Origin of the sequence: Algoriphagus sp. (assembly GCF_039969895.1) — a bacterium.
GTDB lineage: Bacteria > Bacteroidota > Bacteroidia > Cytophagales > Cyclobacteriaceae > Algoriphagus.
In genome coordinates, this window is sequence record NZ_JBDVMZ010000012.1 from 1,111,852 (window position 1) to 1,130,993 (window position 19,142).

At 44.2% G+C, this 19,142-nt stretch carries 12 protein-coding genes; 6 read left to right on the forward strand and 6 right to left on the reverse strand.

Going from position 1 to position 19,142, the window contains the following annotated elements:
* Nucleotide 1: 1 nt before the first annotated feature.
* Complete coding sequence (locus ABJH64_RS11000; RefSeq protein WP_348299478.1) at nt 2-5,554, reverse strand: gliding motility-associated C-terminal domain-containing protein; 5,553 nt, start codon at nt 5,552-5,554, stop codon at nt 2-4.
* 82 nt (nt 5,555-5,636) lie between these two features.
* On the opposite strand from ABJH64_RS11000, the gene ABJH64_RS11005 reads away from it, so the two are divergent.
* Nucleotides 5,637-6,683 carry a type IX secretion system membrane protein PorP/SprF gene (locus tag ABJH64_RS11005; RefSeq protein WP_348273997.1) on the forward strand — a complete coding sequence of 349 codons (1,047 nt, stop codon included), beginning with the start codon at nt 5,637-5,639 and terminating at the stop codon, nt 6,681-6,683.
* Nucleotides 6,684-7,010: 327 nt separating this feature from the next.
* On the opposite strand, the gene ABJH64_RS11010 is transcribed toward ABJH64_RS11005, so the two are convergent.
* Nucleotides 7,011-8,432: a Gfo/Idh/MocA family oxidoreductase gene (locus ABJH64_RS11010; RefSeq protein ID WP_348273996.1), complete on the reverse strand. Its 1,422-nt coding sequence runs from the start codon at nt 8,430-8,432 to the stop codon at nt 7,011-7,013.
* A 190-nt stretch (nt 8,433-8,622) separates the two neighbouring features.
* On the opposite strand from ABJH64_RS11010, the gene ABJH64_RS11015 reads away from it, so the two are divergent.
* From ABJH64_RS11015 to ABJH64_RS11025, 3 genes are all read left to right on the forward strand, one after another.
* Nucleotides 8,623-9,645, forward strand: a complete 1,023-nt coding sequence (locus ABJH64_RS11015; RefSeq protein WP_348273995.1) for a ThuA domain-containing protein — start codon at nt 8,623-8,625, stop codon at nt 9,643-9,645.
* A 50-nt stretch (nt 9,646-9,695) separates the two neighbouring features.
* On the forward strand, nt 9,696-10,547 hold the full coding sequence (locus ABJH64_RS11020) for a sugar phosphate isomerase/epimerase family protein (protein WP_348273994.1): 852 nt from the start codon (nt 9,696-9,698) through the stop codon (nt 10,545-10,547).
* Nucleotides 10,548-10,818: 271 nt separating this feature from the next.
* The gene (locus tag ABJH64_RS11025) at nt 10,819-11,271 is read left to right on the forward strand and encodes a GNAT family N-acetyltransferase (protein WP_348273993.1); all 453 of its coding nucleotides are present in this window, start codon (nt 10,819-10,821) and stop codon (nt 11,269-11,271) included.
* Nucleotides 11,272-11,456: 185 nt separating this feature from the next.
* On the opposite strand, the gene ABJH64_RS11030 is transcribed toward ABJH64_RS11025, so the two are convergent.
* The 4 genes from ABJH64_RS11030 to recQ form a co-directional block, all read right to left on the reverse strand.
* Nucleotides 11,457-11,912 (reverse strand): gliding motility lipoprotein GldH, encoded by a 456-nt coding sequence (locus tag ABJH64_RS11030; protein ID WP_348273992.1) that lies wholly within the window; start codon nt 11,910-11,912, stop codon nt 11,457-11,459.
* Nucleotides 11,905-13,368 carry a regulatory iron-sulfur-containing complex subunit RicT gene (gene ricT, locus ABJH64_RS11035; RefSeq protein ID WP_348299477.1) on the reverse strand — a complete coding sequence of 488 codons (1,464 nt, stop codon included), beginning with the start codon at nt 13,366-13,368 and terminating at the stop codon, nt 11,905-11,907. The genes ABJH64_RS11030 and ricT overlap by 8 nt, the downstream gene beginning before the upstream one ends.
* A 134-nt stretch (nt 13,369-13,502) precedes the next feature.
* Nucleotides 13,503-14,789 carry a phosphoribosylamine--glycine ligase gene (gene purD, locus ABJH64_RS11040; protein WP_348275517.1) on the reverse strand — a complete coding sequence of 429 codons (1,287 nt, stop codon included), beginning with the start codon at nt 14,787-14,789 and terminating at the stop codon, nt 13,503-13,505.
* A 14-nt stretch (nt 14,790-14,803) separates the two neighbouring features.
* Entirely contained in the window at nt 14,804-16,981 is a 2,178-nt protein-coding gene (gene recQ, locus ABJH64_RS11045) for a DNA helicase RecQ (protein ID WP_348275518.1), read from the reverse strand.
* Between the two features lie 96 nt (nt 16,982-17,077).
* Here recQ and ABJH64_RS11050 point away from each other — a divergent pair, with 96 nt between their 5' ends.
* Both ABJH64_RS11050 and ABJH64_RS11055 read left to right on the forward strand, forming a co-directional pair.
* On the forward strand, nt 17,078-18,046 hold the full coding sequence (locus ABJH64_RS11050; RefSeq protein WP_348275519.1) for a KpsF/GutQ family sugar-phosphate isomerase: 969 nt from the start codon (nt 17,078-17,080) through the stop codon (nt 18,044-18,046).
* Nucleotides 18,047-18,054: 8 nt separating this feature from the next.
* On the forward strand, nt 18,055-19,125 hold the full coding sequence (locus ABJH64_RS11055; RefSeq protein WP_348275520.1) for a mannose-1-phosphate guanylyltransferase: 1,071 nt from the start codon (nt 18,055-18,057) through the stop codon (nt 19,123-19,125).
* The last annotated feature ends 17 nt before the right edge of the window (nt 19,126-19,142 follow it).

The following is a 19,142-nucleotide window of genomic DNA, read 5'->3' on the forward strand; positions in this document are numbered from 1 at the left end:
GCTATTGAATTACTGTAATCGCTTTGGTTAATTTTTCGGTTATCTGCTGGTCTTGACTGGTAAACTTCACCACTACGGCATATGTTCCATTTGGCACGAAATCTCCCCCATATTGTCCATTCCACGGACAGAATGCTTGACTTGGTTCTACGTTTTCGTGCGTGCAATAAAAAATCAATTCTCCCCAGCGATTGTAGATATAAACCTCCACATCGTCTATGTATTCATTGGCATAGAGGATGAAGTTTCTCGTTGGATCGTTGAGAACTACGCCATTTGGAAATACTATTTTTAAAGCACAATCCTCTACCACGTCGATGGTGGCAAAATATTCGCAACCTAGATTATCTGATACAGTTAGCTCATAGGTCCCGGCTTCAGTAGGGGTGAAGACGGGTGCTGTAGAAACTTCCATCCCATTTAACTTCCAGGAATAGTTGTCATAAACCCCAGGGTCTATAGTTTGCGTCACGCCTTCTATGGCACAGATGGTAAATCCTGTTGGTACGACTGGAGGCAAAATGGTCGATTTGGCAACGACCCCATTGGCACGGCCAAGTTCACATCCCACACCACTTCTAAGCAAGGCCTCGTAGGTTCCTTCCTGAGAAACTTCTATGATAGGCAGACCGTCAAACGCTGGGATTCGTGTGCGTGTACCATTAGCTACGGAGTACCACTCTATATCAGCCACATTTGTCATGTCTGCAACTACTGTAATGGTGGTGCTAGTTTGCTGCACACAGAAAGGAACTACATCCAGACTGACATCCACTCGCTGAGAAATGACCTCTGCTGAGAAAGATTTTTTGTCAACCGGACACAAGCCACCTGCTACTGGCTGGACTTCCAGGGTATAATCACCTGATCTACTTGGGACAAAAGTTTGTCTTCGTCCCACAATTACTCCTGTATTATCCTTCCAGAGGAAAATCACATCAGCAGGATCCGCATTGTTCAAAATGGCTTCGTATTGAATTCCTACCTGGCAATCTACAATTGGTGGAGAGATTTCAAAATCTATGGGCTGTGTGATGTTTGCAACGATCGTTTCTTCTCGAGGACAATTTACTCCAGTAGGGTCTTCTCCTCTTACGGTATAGGTTCCAGATTGGGTAAGGGTAAACTCACCATTGGAGTCTGGGGAAATGGTAGTCCCTGAAGAATTTGTCACTGTGAAGTTCAGCGCGTCTGGTGAGGTAGGAGCAAAAGTGAAGCTTTCACAGGCAGTCAGATCTGCAGGAACTGAGAATACAACTTCAAATCGTTGATCTACAGTGTAAATCGTTGGGTCTGGAATAGCACATCCGCTTGGGTCTTGAACCTCTACTGCGTAATCCCCATGAGGAACTGAGATGATCACTTGAGAGGTGTTGGTGAACGTTCCCTGGAAAACCTGTCCATCGCCCTGTCTGGTCGCGGAATAGGTTCCTGATTGCGGAGAGCTTGTGAAGTTAATGGTCAAAGCTCCATTGTTAACTCCTGAAGGACTGCAGACCTCGTCGGTGGTAGCCACAGTGTAGTCAAAACCAGCTGGAGGGTTGGCATTTTCTACCGTTACCGTTCCTATGTAAGTACAGCCGAAGGAGTTTTCCGCTTCAATGGTATAGATTCCTGGTAAAACTCCCGTTAGCGGAAATGTACTGCCAGCTTGCGCATTAGAAAAGACATCTCCTGTTTCCACTACAGTTATTGTCTGCGCATCGCTTTGCATGGTGATTTCAAAAGACCCATCAGCGGTAGTACAATCAGTCGCTGGAGCAGTCTGAACCGCAACAAAAAGAGGAAGCTCATTAACTATAAGATCCACTTTTTTCTCAACTGTACATCCTTCCAAAATAGGATCTTGAGTCACGAATATAATCTCATAATTTCCAGGTCCTGGCAGGGTATTAATCCAAAGTTCTAGCTCAAAGAATTCACCTAAAGCCACTCGGTTTGGGTCTCCGTTTAACTCGTAGAACCATTCGCCGGAAATAGGTGTGTTTGGAGCGAAGGTCACAGAAATCTCTTCAAAACAAACTTCCGTAGCGGTCTGATCCAGATCAAACTCAAAGGCCGGACCTACGAAAATCTCTGCACTTGATGGACAAGTTTCGTAAAGTAAAGCCTCGTCATCCGATAGTCCAGCTGGCAGTCTGTAGCTCACGTTTACTGTATATATACTTTCTTCGGTGACGGTGATCTCATTGGAATTTTCGTCACCAAAAACCTGTCCTGCAGCATTGGTCCATTCGAAATCATAAAGACCTTCGGCTGGATCGTAACCGTCTATAGCTACCAAAGTCACAGGATTCCCAGCGCAAAGTGTCGCATCATCAGCTAAGGTCAATACTGGAGGAGCTTCTACCAAGATCGTGGTCGTAGCTCTAAAATACTCCGGATCACCGCATCGATCTACTCTTAGTTCTACCGTGTAAGTACCTGGGGTGTTAAATAGTTGTTCTAAATTTTGAAATTCATCTCCCGGTCCTCCGTAGTTACTTCGCAGGATAGTCCCGTCATCGTTATTAGTAATAGTCCAGAAATAGCTATCGATATCCGGTTCTCCTCCGCCTTCTAGTAACGCTCCGGCTCCGAGCTCAGGATCTAAACAAAGTCGTGCTGGAGCTGCTAAGCTTGGCTCCGGTATGGAGCTTCCAGAGTTTTGGACAAAGGATGGAAGTCCGAGATTTGAGGTACCTGGCATGGCATCTACCCCATCTTGGGTAAAGGTACTTTGAGAGTTGCATCCCGAGCCTACATTGATTTGTCCGATTCTATTATCACCTACTACTGCGGCATAGATTTGACCATTTGGTCCTATTTGTAGCGCGCCTAGGTTAAGCCCGGAAGTTTGGCTGACTTGGTTTTTTGTAGAAACGATACAAGCTTCTATTTCAGCTCTTGTACCTGCGCCTTCGAAGCAGCTCGGACAGGTGGCAGCGTCTGGATCATCGTTGTCATTGGCTTTGATGATAAATTCCTCTATCCCAGGGCCTCCATTTCTGTAGGAGACTAGAATACGCTCTCCGTCCTGAGAGAATTCCATTCCATAAACATCTCCATTGCAGCCTAAGTTGATTCGCGCATACTCCGTCATTTCGCCAGTATCGCTATCAAAATCGAAGATCTCCAGCTTATTACAGCCACCTTCAGAAATGGTTACAGCTATTTTGTCTCCATCTGAGTTGAACTTCATCGCACCCACTCCGGAATTAAATCCGTGATTGCTTCCTACCGAGCTGAGAACTGGTTGACCTATACCATTTGCAGACACTGGGTAAGCTCTGAAGGTGTTATTTCCGAGTTCATGATACATGACCCAGGTAGTGTCTCCTGCATCCAAAGCAGCGGAATGCTCAGTAGATGGGCTAAACAGAAAATTATCTTTGGTGACTACATTGCCTACTCCCGTTTGATTTTCGGCTTTTATATCGACCAGTGAATATTTTGCTTCATTATCTCCATTGGCTGAAAGCTGTGAGGTGAATAAATAAAAGAGGGTTTCCTCACCAGGAACCGGTACGGCGATTACACTCTGACTACTTGAATTGTCTCCACCGATGTCATCCCCATTTTCCATCAAGTCTCCGTTCAGATCCCACACTGACTGTCCATCCGTGAAGAAAAGAACTTCTCCATCTTGGCTAGAAATTGTAGTTGTTCCAGCTGGGATGTTTTGAGGATGTCGGGATGCTATTGGCCTAGGTGTAGGAGCTTCAGGATCGTCAGGGTCCGGGTTGAAGTCAAGACCGGCACCGTCTCCGAAATACCAGATGTTATTGGTCTGATCCAACACGTCCCACATTTTTACCCGAATTTCTGCGTAAGCGTAGCAAGAAGATCCCGGCTCACGAACCAAAACCCAATACAATCCCGGCTTGCAGATTTCGTTAGCTTCTTTCCCTATCCATCCTCTATCACGTTTGTTTGACCAAAAGTATTCATATTCCTCACCACCACCCTGGCCTCCACCTGCACCTCCGCCTCCACCAGCTCCGCCGTCTTCTTCACCTTTTTGTGCGCTTAGCAAGGGTTCTATGTCGAAACAAGATTCACAGAGGGTCGTGTCCTGAGGGGAAAAATTAGCTTGCAGATCATTCTCAGTTAGTGGGATTTCCTTAGTAACGACTTTGGTTTCCCCATCAGCGAAAGTCACCGTAAGTGTTACGTTTACGCTCATTTCTTGCGCAGCGTCTGCAGGGATTAAGAAATGCTCCTGCGCGTAATCTGCCGCTAGTTCGTTGCCAGCCGAATCCAAGAGTGGAGGATCAAACTCCCACTGAAAGCTTACCGGGCGGTAATTCTCAGGAGTTAATTCAGAAGTGAGCTGCACGGGATTATTTGCACACGGCTCATCTGGAGCCCATGTGAAATTCACGGTAGGCTCTATGTCAGCATTTGGGGCAAAAGTTGGAAAAACTGTTCCACAAAAGTCTGTGCCGGCGAAAGGATCCTCTTCCACATCCACCAACGTTATATCTGTTTCGTTAGGATTGTTTACTTTTCCCATTAACTGAGGACCGCCATCCACCTCTTCATAGATATAATAAAGGCTTCCATCTGGGCCTGCCTTGATGTCATAGATAGCAAAAAGATCTGCAGGTGGAGTTCCAGGGCCATCTATGGGTATTTTTTCTGGGGTAGAGGATAGATCCGCTAGGGGCACTCTGAATAAATTGTTTCCTGAAGAATAGTAAAGATAAATCCCATCAGGAGAAAATTCTGCACCTCCATATTCACCATTTCCGGAGGATTGGGTTATTGGAGTTGGTGCGCTAAAAGACCCAGTACTTAAATCGAAATCTAGTACTAAAATTGGATCTGTACTGGATTCAGGAATGATGATTAATTGACTGTTCTCCTCATTAAAGACGATTTGCTTTGGCGTAGAAGAGATGCTCTCATTGTCTGTGGTACTGAAATTTCCTTCCCCAGAATCAATACTTCGGGAAATAAGGTTTCCATTGTCAAAGCTGATTAGGTAGGAGGGAGACGCGGGAATCTTAACTACCAAAAGTGCTCCAGAAGCATTTCCAATTACATTGTCTTTTGAGGTGATTTCCCCCAGAGGCCGCTCATTTCCGGAGGCTTGTCCTGGGGCATTCATATCTACTACTGCGTATTGTAGGTCTCCCCCGAGCGATAAGTAAAAGATGTAAAATAACTTGTTGCCCTGCGGGTCATATTCTAAGAACCCTGTGGCTACCTGCTGTGTGCCGTTTATATTACCATTGAGACCAGATCCAACGCCCTGGATTGGGTTTTGGCTGAAATCATAAACCAATTCCCCGTTCGTGAGAAATAAAGGTTGTCCTGTAATGGGGTCTATCGCCAGCGCAGAATTCATGTCTGTGAAGACTATTGATCCTGGGATGGATTGAACTGTGGCGTTATTTCCTTTCCCGAAGGACAAGTAATTATTTTCTGTGGAACCACCACAATACCCAAAAATCCACTCATTGTCATTAAATCCCTGAGAATATGCCGCATTATTAAATACAAAAATTGTAAATAGGAGGGCAAGCGTAAAAATGTAGGGTAACCTTATGGAATTAGGGCTGCTTTTCATAATTTTCGAACTGCTTCTAAAACAACATACGTTCTGTAGCGTTGAAGAAGCCTACTGAATATTCAAATTAACGAACAAATACTTGTTACGGTCTCAGGTTTACGTTGTTTTTCTTTGTGTGGTTGGTCTTTTTCTGGGAACTAATGCCTACGCACAAGATCCGCAATATAGCCAATATTATGCGGCACCACTTTACTTAAATCCCGCCTTCGCTGGATCTGAGTTGACTGGGCGCGTTGGTTTTAATTACAGAAATCAATGGCCGAGCATTGATGCGCAATTCACTACTTTTTCTGCTTATTACGATACCTATCTGAATGATTACAACTCGGGAATCGGAGTAATGGTTATGCAGGATACGGAGGGCGCTTCCAAACTTCGATCTACGACGATCTCTGCCCTCTATTCTTACGAGTTGAAGCTGAGTGACAAGATGTATTTCCGTCCTGGTTTTCAGGCGAGTTACATTAGAAGAGAGATAGGTTTTTATGAAAACCTGGTTTTCGCTAATCAGATCAACCCCAATGATCCATTTGGTCCTTTGTTTCCTGGTACAGATATCCCGGGATTAGGCGATCCGGTCAATATGCTTTCGCTTTCATTTGGAGGACTTTTTTTTACAGAGGATTTCTGGATAGGAGGATCAGCTCATCATGTCAATCAGCCTAATCAGTCTTTCATTGACGGCGATAGTCCATTGCCTGTCAAATTCTCCGCACATGCTGGCTACAGAATTTCGCTGGGTGAGGGTTCCATGCGTGGAGATTTTACCCATATCAGGCGGCAGCGGTATTTGACACCTACTATTAACTACAAGAAACAAGGTCCCTTCGAACAACTTGATGTAGGTGCTTATTTTTATGTAGAACCTATTGTTTTTGGACTATGGTATAGAGGTCTTCCTTACAAAAAAGTGGAGGAACAAAGCAACCGAGACGCCATCGTCATGATGGTGGGGTTGAACCTTCTGAATGGCCTAAATGTAGGGTACAGTTTCGATTACACCGTTTCTCAGCTTGGAATTCAGTCTGGAGGCGCTCATGAGTTGAGTTTGTCTTGGACTTTGCCAAATAGCAATCAAGGAAAACCGCAGCGAAGAGATACGCTTCTGCCTTGCCCTAAGTTCTAATTTGCGATTTTATAATTACGATTGACGAGATTACCGATTTGGAAACCTCCATTTCCGTCAATGCTTTTTAAAAAAAAATAGAATTTTATTGATTTCTCTTTTGAAAAGTGCTGGATTAAAAGCAGAAAAGCTGGAATGATTTCTCATTCCAGCTTTTCAAATCATAATTGTTTCATATGAGTATCTACAATTGGAGTAGTTATAGATAAAAAGAGGCGTAAGGAATGGTAAACACTTATTTGACGCTACTTCCGTCACCAGTCTTCGGTCTTCCAGCCTGTTCGAATAAAAAGAAGGTTGGTTAATACCATAGACGATCCTCAGTGATCATAAAGTGTAATACTCTTCCCACCCTCTGCGTGGTACTTCTCCACCTAAGAGTTGATTTGCCAGTGGATTATTGGTGACCCGCTGGGTTTCTCTATCAAATTTCAACGTAGTATTCAATTGCTGAGCAAGTACTCCCAAGCAGAATACCTGGCTGAGAGGCCCTGCGATTTCGAATCTAGAGCGAGTTTGTTCTTCGCCTTTACATGCTTTTAGAAAATTAGCGAAGTGATTGGAAGGGCTTTCTGGGACTTCTGGAAGTTTGCTTTCCATTGCTTTAGCTTTTTCATCGCCTATAATGGAAAGTGTAGATCCATGAGACCCTCCTTTGAAGGTTAGGTCTTTGCTGTAGATGATTTTTCCGGGGTTCAGTTTTGCCGGCTGTATCTGTCCGGTGCTGGCCGCGGGGATGTCAGCGTTCAATTCTGAGGTTCCGTAGTCAGCAGGTACTGGCGGAACATTGTCCACCCCGTCGTACCAAGTCAAATCTAGTGCTGGCATGTCTCCTCTTTTCGGGAATTTGAAAGCGATAGTTGAAGACATTGGAAAAAAGAAAGGATTGTGACCTTTTAGCATCACTGGATCTACTTCGTACGGTAATCCCAAATCTAGAAATTCGTGAACAGTATCCATAGTATGTGCTCCCCAGTCTCCAAGTGCGCCCATTCCGAAGTCATACCAGCATCTCCATTGGCCGTTTATGAAATCCTTATTGTAGTCGTGCATAGGCCTGGCCATCATCCAAGTGTCCCAATCTAAGGTGGAAGGGATAGGCTCAGCTTTAGGAAAGCTTTGCATGTTCACATCCCATCCATGCCATCTTCTTGGGCTATTCATGTGTGCTGTGACGGCAGTTACATCTTTGATGATTCCGGCTTCTTTCCATGCCTTGAATTGGAAATAATTTGCCTCAGAGTGTCCTTGGTTGCCCATCTGGGTTACTACGTTGTGTCTTTTGGCGGAGTCCATCATGAGGGTGATCTCATTGAAGGTACGAGCCATCGGTTTTTCTACGTACACATGTTTGCCCTCTGACATAGCCAGCATAGTGATCGGGAAGTGGGAAAAGTCTGGCGTCCCGACCGTGATCGCTTCGAAACCATTTCCAAACTCATCAAACATTTTTCTAAAATCCTGAAAACGCTTAGCCTCAGGGAACTTGTTCATGATAGCAGTAGTGTGAGGCGCACCCATGTCCACATCGCAGAGTGCTACTATATTACATAGTCCAGTTTTGTAGAGGTCGTTGATGATTTGAGCGCCACGATTACCTATTCCGCAACAGGCGAGATTTACCTTGTCACTTGGAGCTATATTTCCTGTTAATTTGCCTAGAGCATTAGCTGGAATTATAGAAATTCCGCTTAGCCCGAGGGCAGCAAGAGAGCCAGTTTTGAGAAAATTTCTTCTATCCGTTTTCATATTTAAGGGGTATTTTGGGAATTCGAGATGTTTTTGAATGGAGAAAGTAGGGATTTTTTGCCGCTTGTCTTTCCGATTAAAGGTTGAAAGGCTAAAGAATTAACGGAATCGATACCGAAAGAGAATTTTGCTTGCAGGACATAAACCCTTAAAAGTTTTACTATTTTCCCAATTCATTCTCTAAAAAACCATGAATAATTCATCTCTTAAGAAATTTGTTTTTCTAGTGACTAGTATTGCTTTCCTTTCAATTTCCTGCGTTTCAGCTCAAAATGGAAAGCCTTTTCTCCAATTTGAAGGAAAGGAAGGTCCAGGAAAAGGAAAGAAAATCGTCTTAATCTCTGGCGATGACGAGTATAGATCAGAGGAGTCCATGCCGATGATGGCCAAAATTCTTTCCGAACATTACGGGTTTACTACTACTGTCCTGTTTCCCATCGAGCCTGAATCAGGGGATGTGGTCCCAAACTATCAGGCTAATATTCCTGGTTTGGATCATTTGCAACATGCCGATTTAGTGATTATGCTGATTCGCTTCAGGGATTTGCCTTTGGATCAAATGCAGCATTTTGAAGATTATTTCAAATCTGGAAGACCTTTTATCGCACTTCGTACGTCCACTCATCCCTTTGCCATCAAGGATAAAAACTCGCCTTATGCAAAATGGTCCTGGAATAGTAAAGTGCCCGGTTGGGAAGGTGGATTCGGTCAGCAACTCGTAGGCGAGACCTGGATAGCTCATCATGGAATTCACAAATCTGAGGGGACCAGAGCATTGATCGATGGGGTAAATCGAGATAAAGACCACCCAATTTTGCGCGGGGTAGATGATATCTGGGCACCAACAGATGTGTATTCGATAAAGAATTTGCCATCCGATGCCAACGTGCTCGTCTATGGGCAATCCACCGCTGGGATGACGCCTGAAGCTCCATTGATGTGGGACAAATCGATTATGCCGATCGCTTGGACGAAGGATTATTCATTGGATGGTGGGAAAACGGGGAAAGTATTTGGAAGTACGCTAGGGTCTTCGATAGACTTTGAAGTAGAAGATATGCGTCGATTGATTGTCAATGCGTCTTTTTGGCTATTGGGAAATCCCGAGGTGATCACGCCAGACTTGACGATGGATGTTGTAGGCAGTTATGAGCCGACGATGTTTGGGTTTGATAGCTTCCGAAAAGGGATGAAAGTGGAGGATTTTAATTAGACCATAGCCGTTAGTATAACTTCCGTAGGCTAAAAATCATCAACTGAAAAATGAACAAAATAGGATTTAATGTGCTGGCTTGGTCAGCGGAAATGTCGGAGGATTTATTACCCGTGCTGGATCGCTTGAAAAAGATAGGTTATGACGGGGCGGAGTTTTTTATAGGAGGCTCGCCAGAGGAATCCTTCAAACTGGTAGGTAAGCACTGTGCAGATATTGGGTTGGAAGTGACAGCTGTAACAGTCATGGGGCCTGAGCACAATCCTATCTCAGAAGATGCAAAAATACGTGAGGCCGCTGGCGAACAACTCAAATGGGTAATCGACCGAGCGCGAGATTTGAATGCCCAGGTTCTTTGTGGGCCTTTTCACTCAGGTTTTACCGTTTTTGCAAGTCGCGAACCGCTGGAACAAGAATACAGCTGGTCTGCGGAATATTTGCATGCTATGGGAGATTATGCCCGACAGGCAGGAATTCTTTTGACGCCCGAGGCTCTGAATAGATTCGAGTGCTACCTCTGCAACACCATGGAGCAGCTTGCTTATTTGCTTAAAAAAGTAGATCATCCTAATGTCAAAGCCATGTTTGACACGCATCACGCGAACATAGAAGAAAAAAAACTGGGCGAAGCCATCAAATTTATTGCACCACAATTAGGGCATTTTCATATTTCAGAAAATGATCGAGGTACTCCAGGTTCAGGACATGTGAATTTTGATGAGACGTTCCAAGCTCTGGCCGATATCCAATACAAAGGCTGGTTGACTATAGAAGGCTTCACCAGAAATGATCCAGCTTTTGCCAACTCAATCGGCGTGTGGCGAAATTTCTCCGAGCCCTGGGATATGGCAGAAAAGGGCTATGAATTGATCCGAGGAATGGGCGAGAAGCATGGGCTGTAAAAGGAATGGCAGTAAGTAGAGGCCTTTTAGAGGCCTCTACTTACTGCCAAAATTTCTTGTCTTCAGGACGAGCCGCCAACGATTCTGAATGAACCAAAAAAAATAGTAGTACGAGAGAGGCAGCTATTCGACAAGAGTTAGTCATAGGATTATACTTGAGGAATGATTTTCAACCAAACAAATCATTTTGAACCCAATAAGCCATTCGGTTAATTGTAAAAAGCGCTCGTGCAGGCGTAACTGACGCGTGATTTCTAGTTAACTTCAACTTATGATTACACTTACCCGCACCGATTCCTCTAGTCCTGATTTTGTCTCATTGGTAAAACTCCTAGACACCTATCTTGCTTTGAAAGATGGGAGAGATCATGATTTTTATAATCAGTACAATTCCATCACCATGCTGAATAATGTTATCGTTGCCTATGACAATACTATTCCGGTAGCTTGTGGGGCTATCAAGGAATTTGACGAGGACTCAATGGAAGTGAAACGGATGTTTACTGTATCCGACGCTCGGGGCAAAGGTTTTGCGTCACTTGTGTTATCTGAATTGGAGGCTTGGGCTGCGGAATTGGGCTATAAAAGCTGCGTGCTCGAAACAGGGAAAAGACAAGTAGAGGCCGTTGCCCTTTACAAAAAGCAGGGATATTCTCTCATTCCGAACTATGGACAATACATTGGAATGGATAATAGTATTTGTTTTCAAAAGGAGGTGAAGTGAGTTGCCTGTGGCGAGAGGAAAAGCTTTTTTTCTCAGATACACGCTCAACAATCACAGCAGACTACTGCGGATTTTGAATCAGGGGCTTGATTCTAATTGGGTAATTTTTAGGGAATTTGCAGGTCAGGGAGATTTTTTCTGTGATAATCTCTGGGAAATACCTTAGTATCCTACTAGTCAGTTGATTATTTCAAGATCTTAATTCCCACAGCTTCCACTCCCGGTAATTGGTCCTGACGCATGTATTGAAGGAGCGTTACACTTTTAGTCAGTGGATTAAATACAAAAGGTAGCGTGTCGTAGCGGGTGTATGAATTACCAAAACCCTCACCTAGCGGTTCCCCGGATTTGGGATCAAACAAAATCATGTTTATCAGTTTGTTTTCCAAGACCAACCCAGAAGAATCTTTACTGATTACTCTCAAGTAGCAATTTGAAAACCCGTATTCCTCATTGAATTTCACTGCAACGAGATTTGGGGTGTTCACCAAGTTTACGTCTGATAAATCAAACACAAGGCTGTCTTGAACTTCCCAGTTTTGGTTGGGTAAGGCATGAAAATCCTCGTAAATGCGCCCATCTGTACAGGCAGCACTTACGAAGACTAGAAATATAAACAGGCTCTTCTTTACCTTATTCATTTCCTGAATTATTAGGATTTGGTCCTTGGTTTTTTCTTGGAGGAAATCTCTTTTTCCCTTGTGCTTTTGGTTTGGCTTCAGTAGTTCCGTTGCCTTTGTTGCCATCATTTCCTTGAGGTCTTGGTTTGGCAATGTCAGAATTGGACTTGTTGGAATCGTCAGCTTTTGGCTTCTGAACATTTTGTCGCTTAGGAGGTCCGCCTTGCGCTTTAGGTTGCTGAGGCTGAGGAGCTGAAGCTTGTCCAGGGCTTGCATCAGGGTTTCTAGGCTTATTTCTATTTTTATTCCTGCGTTTCTTAGGCTGCTCTCCTTCAGCTCTTGGGCCTTGTTTAGTTTTCTGAGCGTTGTTTTGTGGGTTATCAGGCTTGCCAGGTTTGGAGTCTGGTTTATTAGAAGCAGGTGGTTGACTCCTGTTTCCATTCGAGTTTTTATTTTGGGAGCGTGGTTTTTTCTTACGCTTTGGGCTGGTGGAGGCAAACTTCTTGTCCAAAAGCTCCAGTTCGCGTGTAGATTTAGCTGCTAAATCTTCAATTTCCGAAGCCTCATTGTATTGAAGCGTAAAGACTTTTTTGCCCTTCTCATTGATCGCTAAAATCTCCTTCACTCGATCGCAGCTGATGCTATGCCAGTCATTGTCATTGTTGTAGCTAAACCACATCAGCCTGCGGAAAATATCTGTTTTCTGGAGTTTGGCTGGGCCGGACTCGGTCTGAAGAGGACGATCTATGGAAGGGATGTCTTTGATCGCGTCCATGTAGGTGTCCAATTCGTAGTTTAGACAGCATTTCAATCGCCCACACTGACCGCTTAATTTCCCGGGATTGAGAGAAAGGTTCTGGTATCTCGCCGCTGAGGTGCTGACATTTTTGAAGTCAACTAGCCAAGTAGAGCAGCATAGCTCTCTACCGCAAACGCCTATTCCGCCTAGTCTTCCTGCTTCCTGGCGAAGACTGATTTGGCGCATTTCTACACGAATTCTGAATTCGCCTGCCAGTGCTTTGATCAATTCCCGGAAATCAACCCGGTCATCAGCTGAATAGTAAAAGGTAGCTTTGGAATTGTCTGCCTGATATTCGATATCTGACATTTTCATTTTCAGGCCATATTCATCTACGATCTGTCTGCATCTGTAGAGTGTGGGGATTTCTCGGTTTTGAGCTTCCCCCCATTTTTCCATGTCCTTTTGATTGGCGACACGGTATATTCTCAGGATTTGGTCGTCATCTCTGATTTTTCTTTTTTGCATTTGTAGGCGTACTAGTTCGCCCTGAAGCGATACGTAGCCGATGTGATGCCCGCTTGGGACGTCCACGACTACCGGATCACCGGTGTTTAAGGGTAGGAAATCTACGTTTCGGTAGTATTCTTTACGTCCGCCTTTGAATTTTACTTCTACGATATCAAAATTGTCAACCTCAGGAATCCCCATGTGAGATAGCCAATCGAAAACATTCATTTTATTACAATCACTCGTGCCGCAGGTGCCGTTACTTTGGCAGCCCCCGGTTCCTCCAGAGGAGGTTGAGCATGTGCTACATCCAGACATAATATATAGACAAGGGCTAGCGCCCTGATTAGTTTTGGGTTGAATTACATTAAGTTCAGGATATCCATTCCGATATCCTTTCGGTAGTAAGCCTGATCCCAGTTTATGCCTTTTACTGTGGTAAAGGCATTGCTGAGTGCTTCCTGCAGAGATTCGCCTTTGCCGGTGACGGCAATCACCCGGCCACCTTGGTTGACTAATTCCCCGCTTTCATTACGGCCAGTACCTGCATGAAAAATCTCTGCACCATGTACTGCTTCTGGCAAAGAAATGATTTTCCCTTTTTCATACGAACCTGGGTATCCTCCGCTGACCATGACCACGGTAGCAGCATAGTCTGGAGAGATTTTTAGATCATAAGTAGCTAGGGTGCCATTGCCTATACCTATTAGTAGAGACAAGAAGTCACTTTCAATTCGAGGAAGAACCGCTTCTGTCTCTGGGTCTCCCATTCGCACATTGTATTCGATGACGTGCGGCTCCCCGTCTTTATTCATCAGACCGATAAAGAGAAAGCCTTTGTAAGGAATATTTTCCTTTGCTAGCCCTTCCACCGTAGGCTTTACCACCTTCTCTTCTACTTTGGACATGAAGGCTTCATCTGCGAAAATGACTGGGCTCACGGCTCCCATTCCGCCCGTGTTTAGTCCTGTATCTCCTTCGCCGATTCGTTTGTAATCTTTGGCCTCCGGCAAAATTTTGTAGTTTTTCCCGTCAGTAGCCACAAAAACCGATAGCTCAATCCCCTCCAAAAACTCTTCAATTACCACTTTGGAGGAGGCTGCGCCAAACTTTTGATCGAGGAGCATCTCCTTTAGTGAAGTTTTGGCATCTTCCAGTGTCAGACAGATGAGCACTCCTTTTCCGGCGGCTAATCCATCGGCTTTTAGGACGATAGGGAGTGTTTGTTGTTCCAAGTAAGCAAGACCAGCATCCAGCTGATCTGCCGTGAAGGTCTCATAAGCAGCTGTAGGGATATCGTTTCGCTGCATAAATCGCTTCGAAAAGTCCTTGCTTCCTTCTAGTGTCGCGCCGAGCTGAGATGGGCCTACCACCGGGATGGTTGCTGTTTCAGGCTGGGATAGAAGGTAATCCACTATTCCTTTGACCAAAGGTTCCTCTGGTCCTACCACCACCAGGCCAATGGTTTTTTCTAGGATAAATTCTCGGATGGCGTCGAAATCTGTGATGCTGAGATCGACATTTTGAGCGATATTTTCTGTGCCTGCATTCCCTGGAGCCACATATAGTTGCGTACAGTTATCACTTTGTACGATCTTCCAAGCGAAAGCATGTTCTCTGCCTCCACTTCCTAATAAGAGTATATTCATTGACTCAGTTCAAGTTAATTCGCATGCTCTGAGATGAATTTTATTCTGTAAACCCGCAGTTCGTCTTCTGCAAAGTCTTCATCTTCAAGTTCTTCTAGAGCTGCTTTGATTTGATCACTAGTAGCATTCATGAAGTAATCGTGGAGTAAATCCTCCCGATCTTCATCCATGATGGCTTCGATATAGTAATCTATATTTAGTTTAGTTCCGCTATAAATGATCTGCTCTATTTCATGAAGCAAGTCACTCATACTCATATTGAGATTTTCTGCTATCTCATCCAAGCCTACCTTGCGGTCGATCTGCTGGATTATTGAGATTTTCACTTTAGACCTAGTTCCAGATGATTTGACAACAACGTCTGAGGCGGTCTCGATTTCATTCTCTTCCACATAGGTAGCTATGAGTTTGAGGAATGAAGCCCCGAATTTAACGACTTTTCCCATACCAACTCCTATGATTTGAGCTAGTTCCTCTCGGGTAGTGGGATATACGGTGGCCATTTCTTCCAACGATGGGTCTTGGAAAATCACATAGGGTGGGAGATTTTTGGTTCGAGCTACTTTTTTGCGTTCAGCTTTTAATAACTCAAACAACTTTTCATCATAGGCAATGCCAGCGTTGAGGACAATTTCTGCTTGTCCTGTAGCTACTTCTTTTTCAAAATCGTGATCCTGATGAAGATCTAGCTTGAATGGAGATTCCAGATAGTCTCTTCCTTTGGAAGTAAGCTTCAGTACGCCATAGCTTTCGATGTCCTTTTCCAGCATATTCAGAATCATCACTTGGCGAATAACGCTTGTCCACGTCTTTTCAGTTTCTTCTTTTCCTGTACCGAAAACTGGCAGTTTGTCGTGGCCATAGCTCATTACATAGTCTGTGGCTTCACCTACAAGTACCTTCACCAGATGATCCAAGCCAAAGCGCTCGTTGGTTTGCATAGCCGCTTCCAGTACTTTACTTACTAAGCTCATTCCTTCAAATGTCTCTCGCTGACGCTTACAATTGTCGCAGAAGCCGCAATCCTCATCCATCGTTTCGCCGAAGTAATTCAGGATAAATTTCCTTCGACATACGCCTGTTTCAGAGTAAGCTGACATTTCCTGAAGGAGAATTCTGGCATTTTCCCGCTCCGTGACGGGCTTGTCCTTATTGAATTTGTCCAGCTTGACGATGTCCTCATACCGGTAGAACATCAGGCAGTGACCTTCCAGTCCATCACGACCGGCCCTACCAGTTTCCTGATAATAGCCCTCCAATGATTTTGGCACATCGTAGTGGATGACGTAGCGCACGTCTGGCTTATCGATTCCCATCCCGAAAGCTATGGTAGCAACGATCACATCCAGTTCTTCATTGAGAAAATCATCCTGAGTTTTGATTCTGACAGAGGAGTCCAGCCCCGCATGATAAGGGGCGGCATTGACTTGATTTACTTTTAAAAGCTGGGCGATTTCCTCTACTTTTTTCCTGCTGAGGCAATAGATAATTCCAGATTTACCTTTATGTCCTTTGATGAATTTGATTAAATCTTTCTTGGATTCATTCTTCACTTTGGGACGAACTTCATAGAAGAGGTTAGTTCTGTTGAAGGAAGATTTGAATAGATCTGCCTCTTCCATCTGTAGATTTCGCTGGATGTCCTGCTGCACTTTGGGTGTAGCTGTGGCCGTCAGGGCGATAATCGGGAGATTGGGAGCTATCTGCGCTATGATAGACTTGATCCGCCTGTATTCAGGTCTGAAATCATGGCCCCATTCTGAGATGCAGTGTGCTTCATCTATGGCGACGAAGGATAGGGTTGCAGATTTGAGAAACGCTACGTTTTCTTCCTTAGTCAGGGATTCTGGAGCTACATAGAGAAGCTTAGTTTTCTTCTTTAGAACCTCGCTTTTGACGCGGAGAGCTTCTGATTTATTCAGGGTAGAGTTCAGAAAGTGAGCGTTGATTCCCAACGCCTGCAACTGATCCACTTGATTTTTCATCAATGCAATCAAAGGAGAGATGACAATAGCTGTTCCGTCTTGAATTACGGCCGGCAATTGATAGCATAAAGATTTGCCAGCGCCCGTAGGCATGATGACGAATGTGTTTCGTTTGTTAAGCAAGTTGTCAACGATCAGTTCCTGATTTCCACGAAATTGACTGAATCCAAAGATTTTTTTAAGATCTGCTTTTACATTTTCTTCCACTTGTTAGGGGGCTAAAAGGGTAACTAAAGCCTGTAAACAGGAATGATTTATTACATTTATACCCAGGTTCAAAAATAGTTATAAACCCAGGCAAAATTGAATTTAGCTAAAAATATTAGAAATACAGCCACAAGAGTACTGCAAAACGAAGCACAGGCAGTGTTAAATCTTGTTGATTTTTTGGATGGTGATTTCGAAGCTTGCGTGGCGCATATTTTAGATTCCAAAGGTAGAGTAGTCATCACCGGGGTAGGGAAAAGCGCCATCATCGCTAATAAGATCGTGGCAACACTCAACTCAACCGGGACGCCGGCTCTTTTCATGCATGCTGCTGACGCAATCCATGGAGACTTGGGTATGATCCTAGCGGATGATATCATCATTTGTATTTCAAAAAGTGGAAATACTCCTGAGATAAAAGTACTGGTGCCTATGATGAAAAGGCTGGGTTCCAAGCTCGTAGCCTTAGTCAGCAACACGAAAAGTTTTCTCGCAGAACAGGCAGATTTCGTGCTCAATGCGACCATAGGAGAGGAGGCTTGCCCAAACAACCTGGCGCCCACTACCAGTACCACTGCGCATTTAGCGTTGGGTGACGCATTGGCGGTGTGCTTACTTGAAGCGAGAGGTTTTACCTCGGAGGATTTTGCTAAGTATCATCCGGGTGGTTCGCTTGGTAAGCAATTGTACCTTAAAGTAGGAGATGTGCTGGGCGGAAATGAAGTGCCAGTGGTGTTAGAGAATGCCGGGATCGCTGAAGTGATTTTTGAAATTTCTGGAAAAAGACTGGGTGCAACTTCCGTAGTGGATGCTGAAGGAAATCTGAAAGGAATTATCACAGATGGAGATCTCCGGAGAATGCTTCAAAAAACGTTAGCTATCGAATCTTTGAAAGCATCGGATATCATGACGGTTAATCCTAAATCTATTTCAACCCAAGAATACGCCATTCGTGCATTGAATATGATGAAAGATCACAATATCACACAACTTGTGGCAATGAATGGAGAAAAAATCGCTGGTTTTGTTCATATTCATGAATTGATGAAAGAAGGAATTGTTTAACCCCTAGCATGCAGAATAAACCTTATATTCTTATTATGGCCGGTGGCATTGGCGCCCGATTTTGGCCCTATAGCCGCAGAAAACGGCCTAAGCAATTTTTGGATATACTAGGGACAGGTCGCACACTTTTGCAGATGACTTACGATCGCTTCACGGAGATTGCCGAGGCGGATCAATTTGTGGTGATTACCTATAGAAAATACCTCGCATTGGTCAAGGAACAATTGCCTGAGCTAAAGGATCATCAGATTATTGCTGAGCCCATGCGCAAAAACACCGCACCTTGTATCGCTTACGCCACTTACAAGATCCAGGCATTAGATCCAGAAGCGACCATCATTGTCACTCCGGCAGATCATTTGATCTTGCAGGAAAGGAAATTCACTCGAACGCTCACTAAGGCGGTAGAGGCTGCCCAAGACGGAAAACTAATTACTCTAGGTATCAAACCAATTAGACCAGAGACGGGCTACGGGTATATTCAATACATAGAAAAGCCTGATACAAAGGTGTTTCGTGTGAAGACTTTTATCGAAAAACCTAATTCGAAGCTTGCCAAAACTTTTTTGGAAAGCGGGGATTTTGTATGGAATTCGGGGATGTTTGTCTGGAAAGCAAGTAGCCTAATCAAAGCATTTGAAAAACATATGCCAGACCTGGCAGAGGTTTTCGAAGAGGGAAGAGGCATCTATGGGACAGAGCGAGAAGCTGGGTTTGTGATGAGCTCCTATTCACAGCTGAAGAGTATTTCTATAGATTATGGTATCATGGAGAAATCTAGCCAAGTGTATGTTATTCTTGGGGATTTTGGCTGGTCTGATTTAGGGTCTTGGAACAGTCTGTATGCTCAGAAGGAAAAAGATGAAGAGAACAACGTGGTGGAAGCGAATGCAATCTTATATGACACCAAAAATAGTTTTATAAAAGTCGATAGTGATAAACTGGTCGTGGTGCAGGGACTTGATAATTATATTGTAAATGAGACTGATAATGTCCTTTTAATCTGCAAACTCGACGCAGAAAAAAAATTCCGGGAGTTCGTCTCCAATGCAAAAAAGAAAGGGGAAGACTTTATCTAAGACTTCCCCTTTCTGGT

What these genes read in the sequence shown, in the direction of transcription:
- ricT (WP_348299477.1), bottom strand. Translation starts at nt 13,368, where the DNA reads ATGAATGTTTTCGATTGGCTATCTCACATGGGGATTCCTGAGGTTGAC.
- purD (WP_348275517.1), bottom strand. Translation starts at nt 14,789, where the DNA reads ATGAATATACTCTTATTAGGAAGTGGAGGCAGAGAACATGCTTTCGCT.
- ABJH64_RS11010 (WP_348273996.1), bottom strand. Translation starts at nt 8,432, where the DNA reads ATGAAAACGGATAGAAGAAATTTTCTCAAAACTGGCTCTCTTGCTGCC.
- ABJH64_RS11020 (WP_348273994.1), top strand. Translation starts at nt 9,696, where the DNA reads ATGAACAAAATAGGATTTAATGTGCTGGCTTGGTCAGCGGAAATGTCG.
- ABJH64_RS11055 (WP_348275520.1), top strand. Translation starts at nt 18,055, where the DNA reads ATGCAGAATAAACCTTATATTCTTATTATGGCCGGTGGCATTGGCGCC.
- ABJH64_RS11015 (WP_348273995.1), top strand. Translation starts at nt 8,623, where the DNA reads ATGAATAATTCATCTCTTAAGAAATTTGTTTTTCTAGTGACTAGTATT.
- ABJH64_RS11025 (WP_348273993.1), top strand. Translation starts at nt 10,819, where the DNA reads ATGATTACACTTACCCGCACCGATTCCTCTAGTCCTGATTTTGTCTCA.
- ABJH64_RS11030 (WP_348273992.1), bottom strand. Translation starts at nt 11,912, where the DNA reads ATGAATAAGGTAAAGAAGAGCCTGTTTATATTTCTAGTCTTCGTAAGT.
- ABJH64_RS11000 (WP_348299478.1), bottom strand. Translation starts at nt 5,554, where the DNA reads ATGAAAAGCAGCCCTAATTCCATAAGGTTACCCTACATTTTTACGCTT.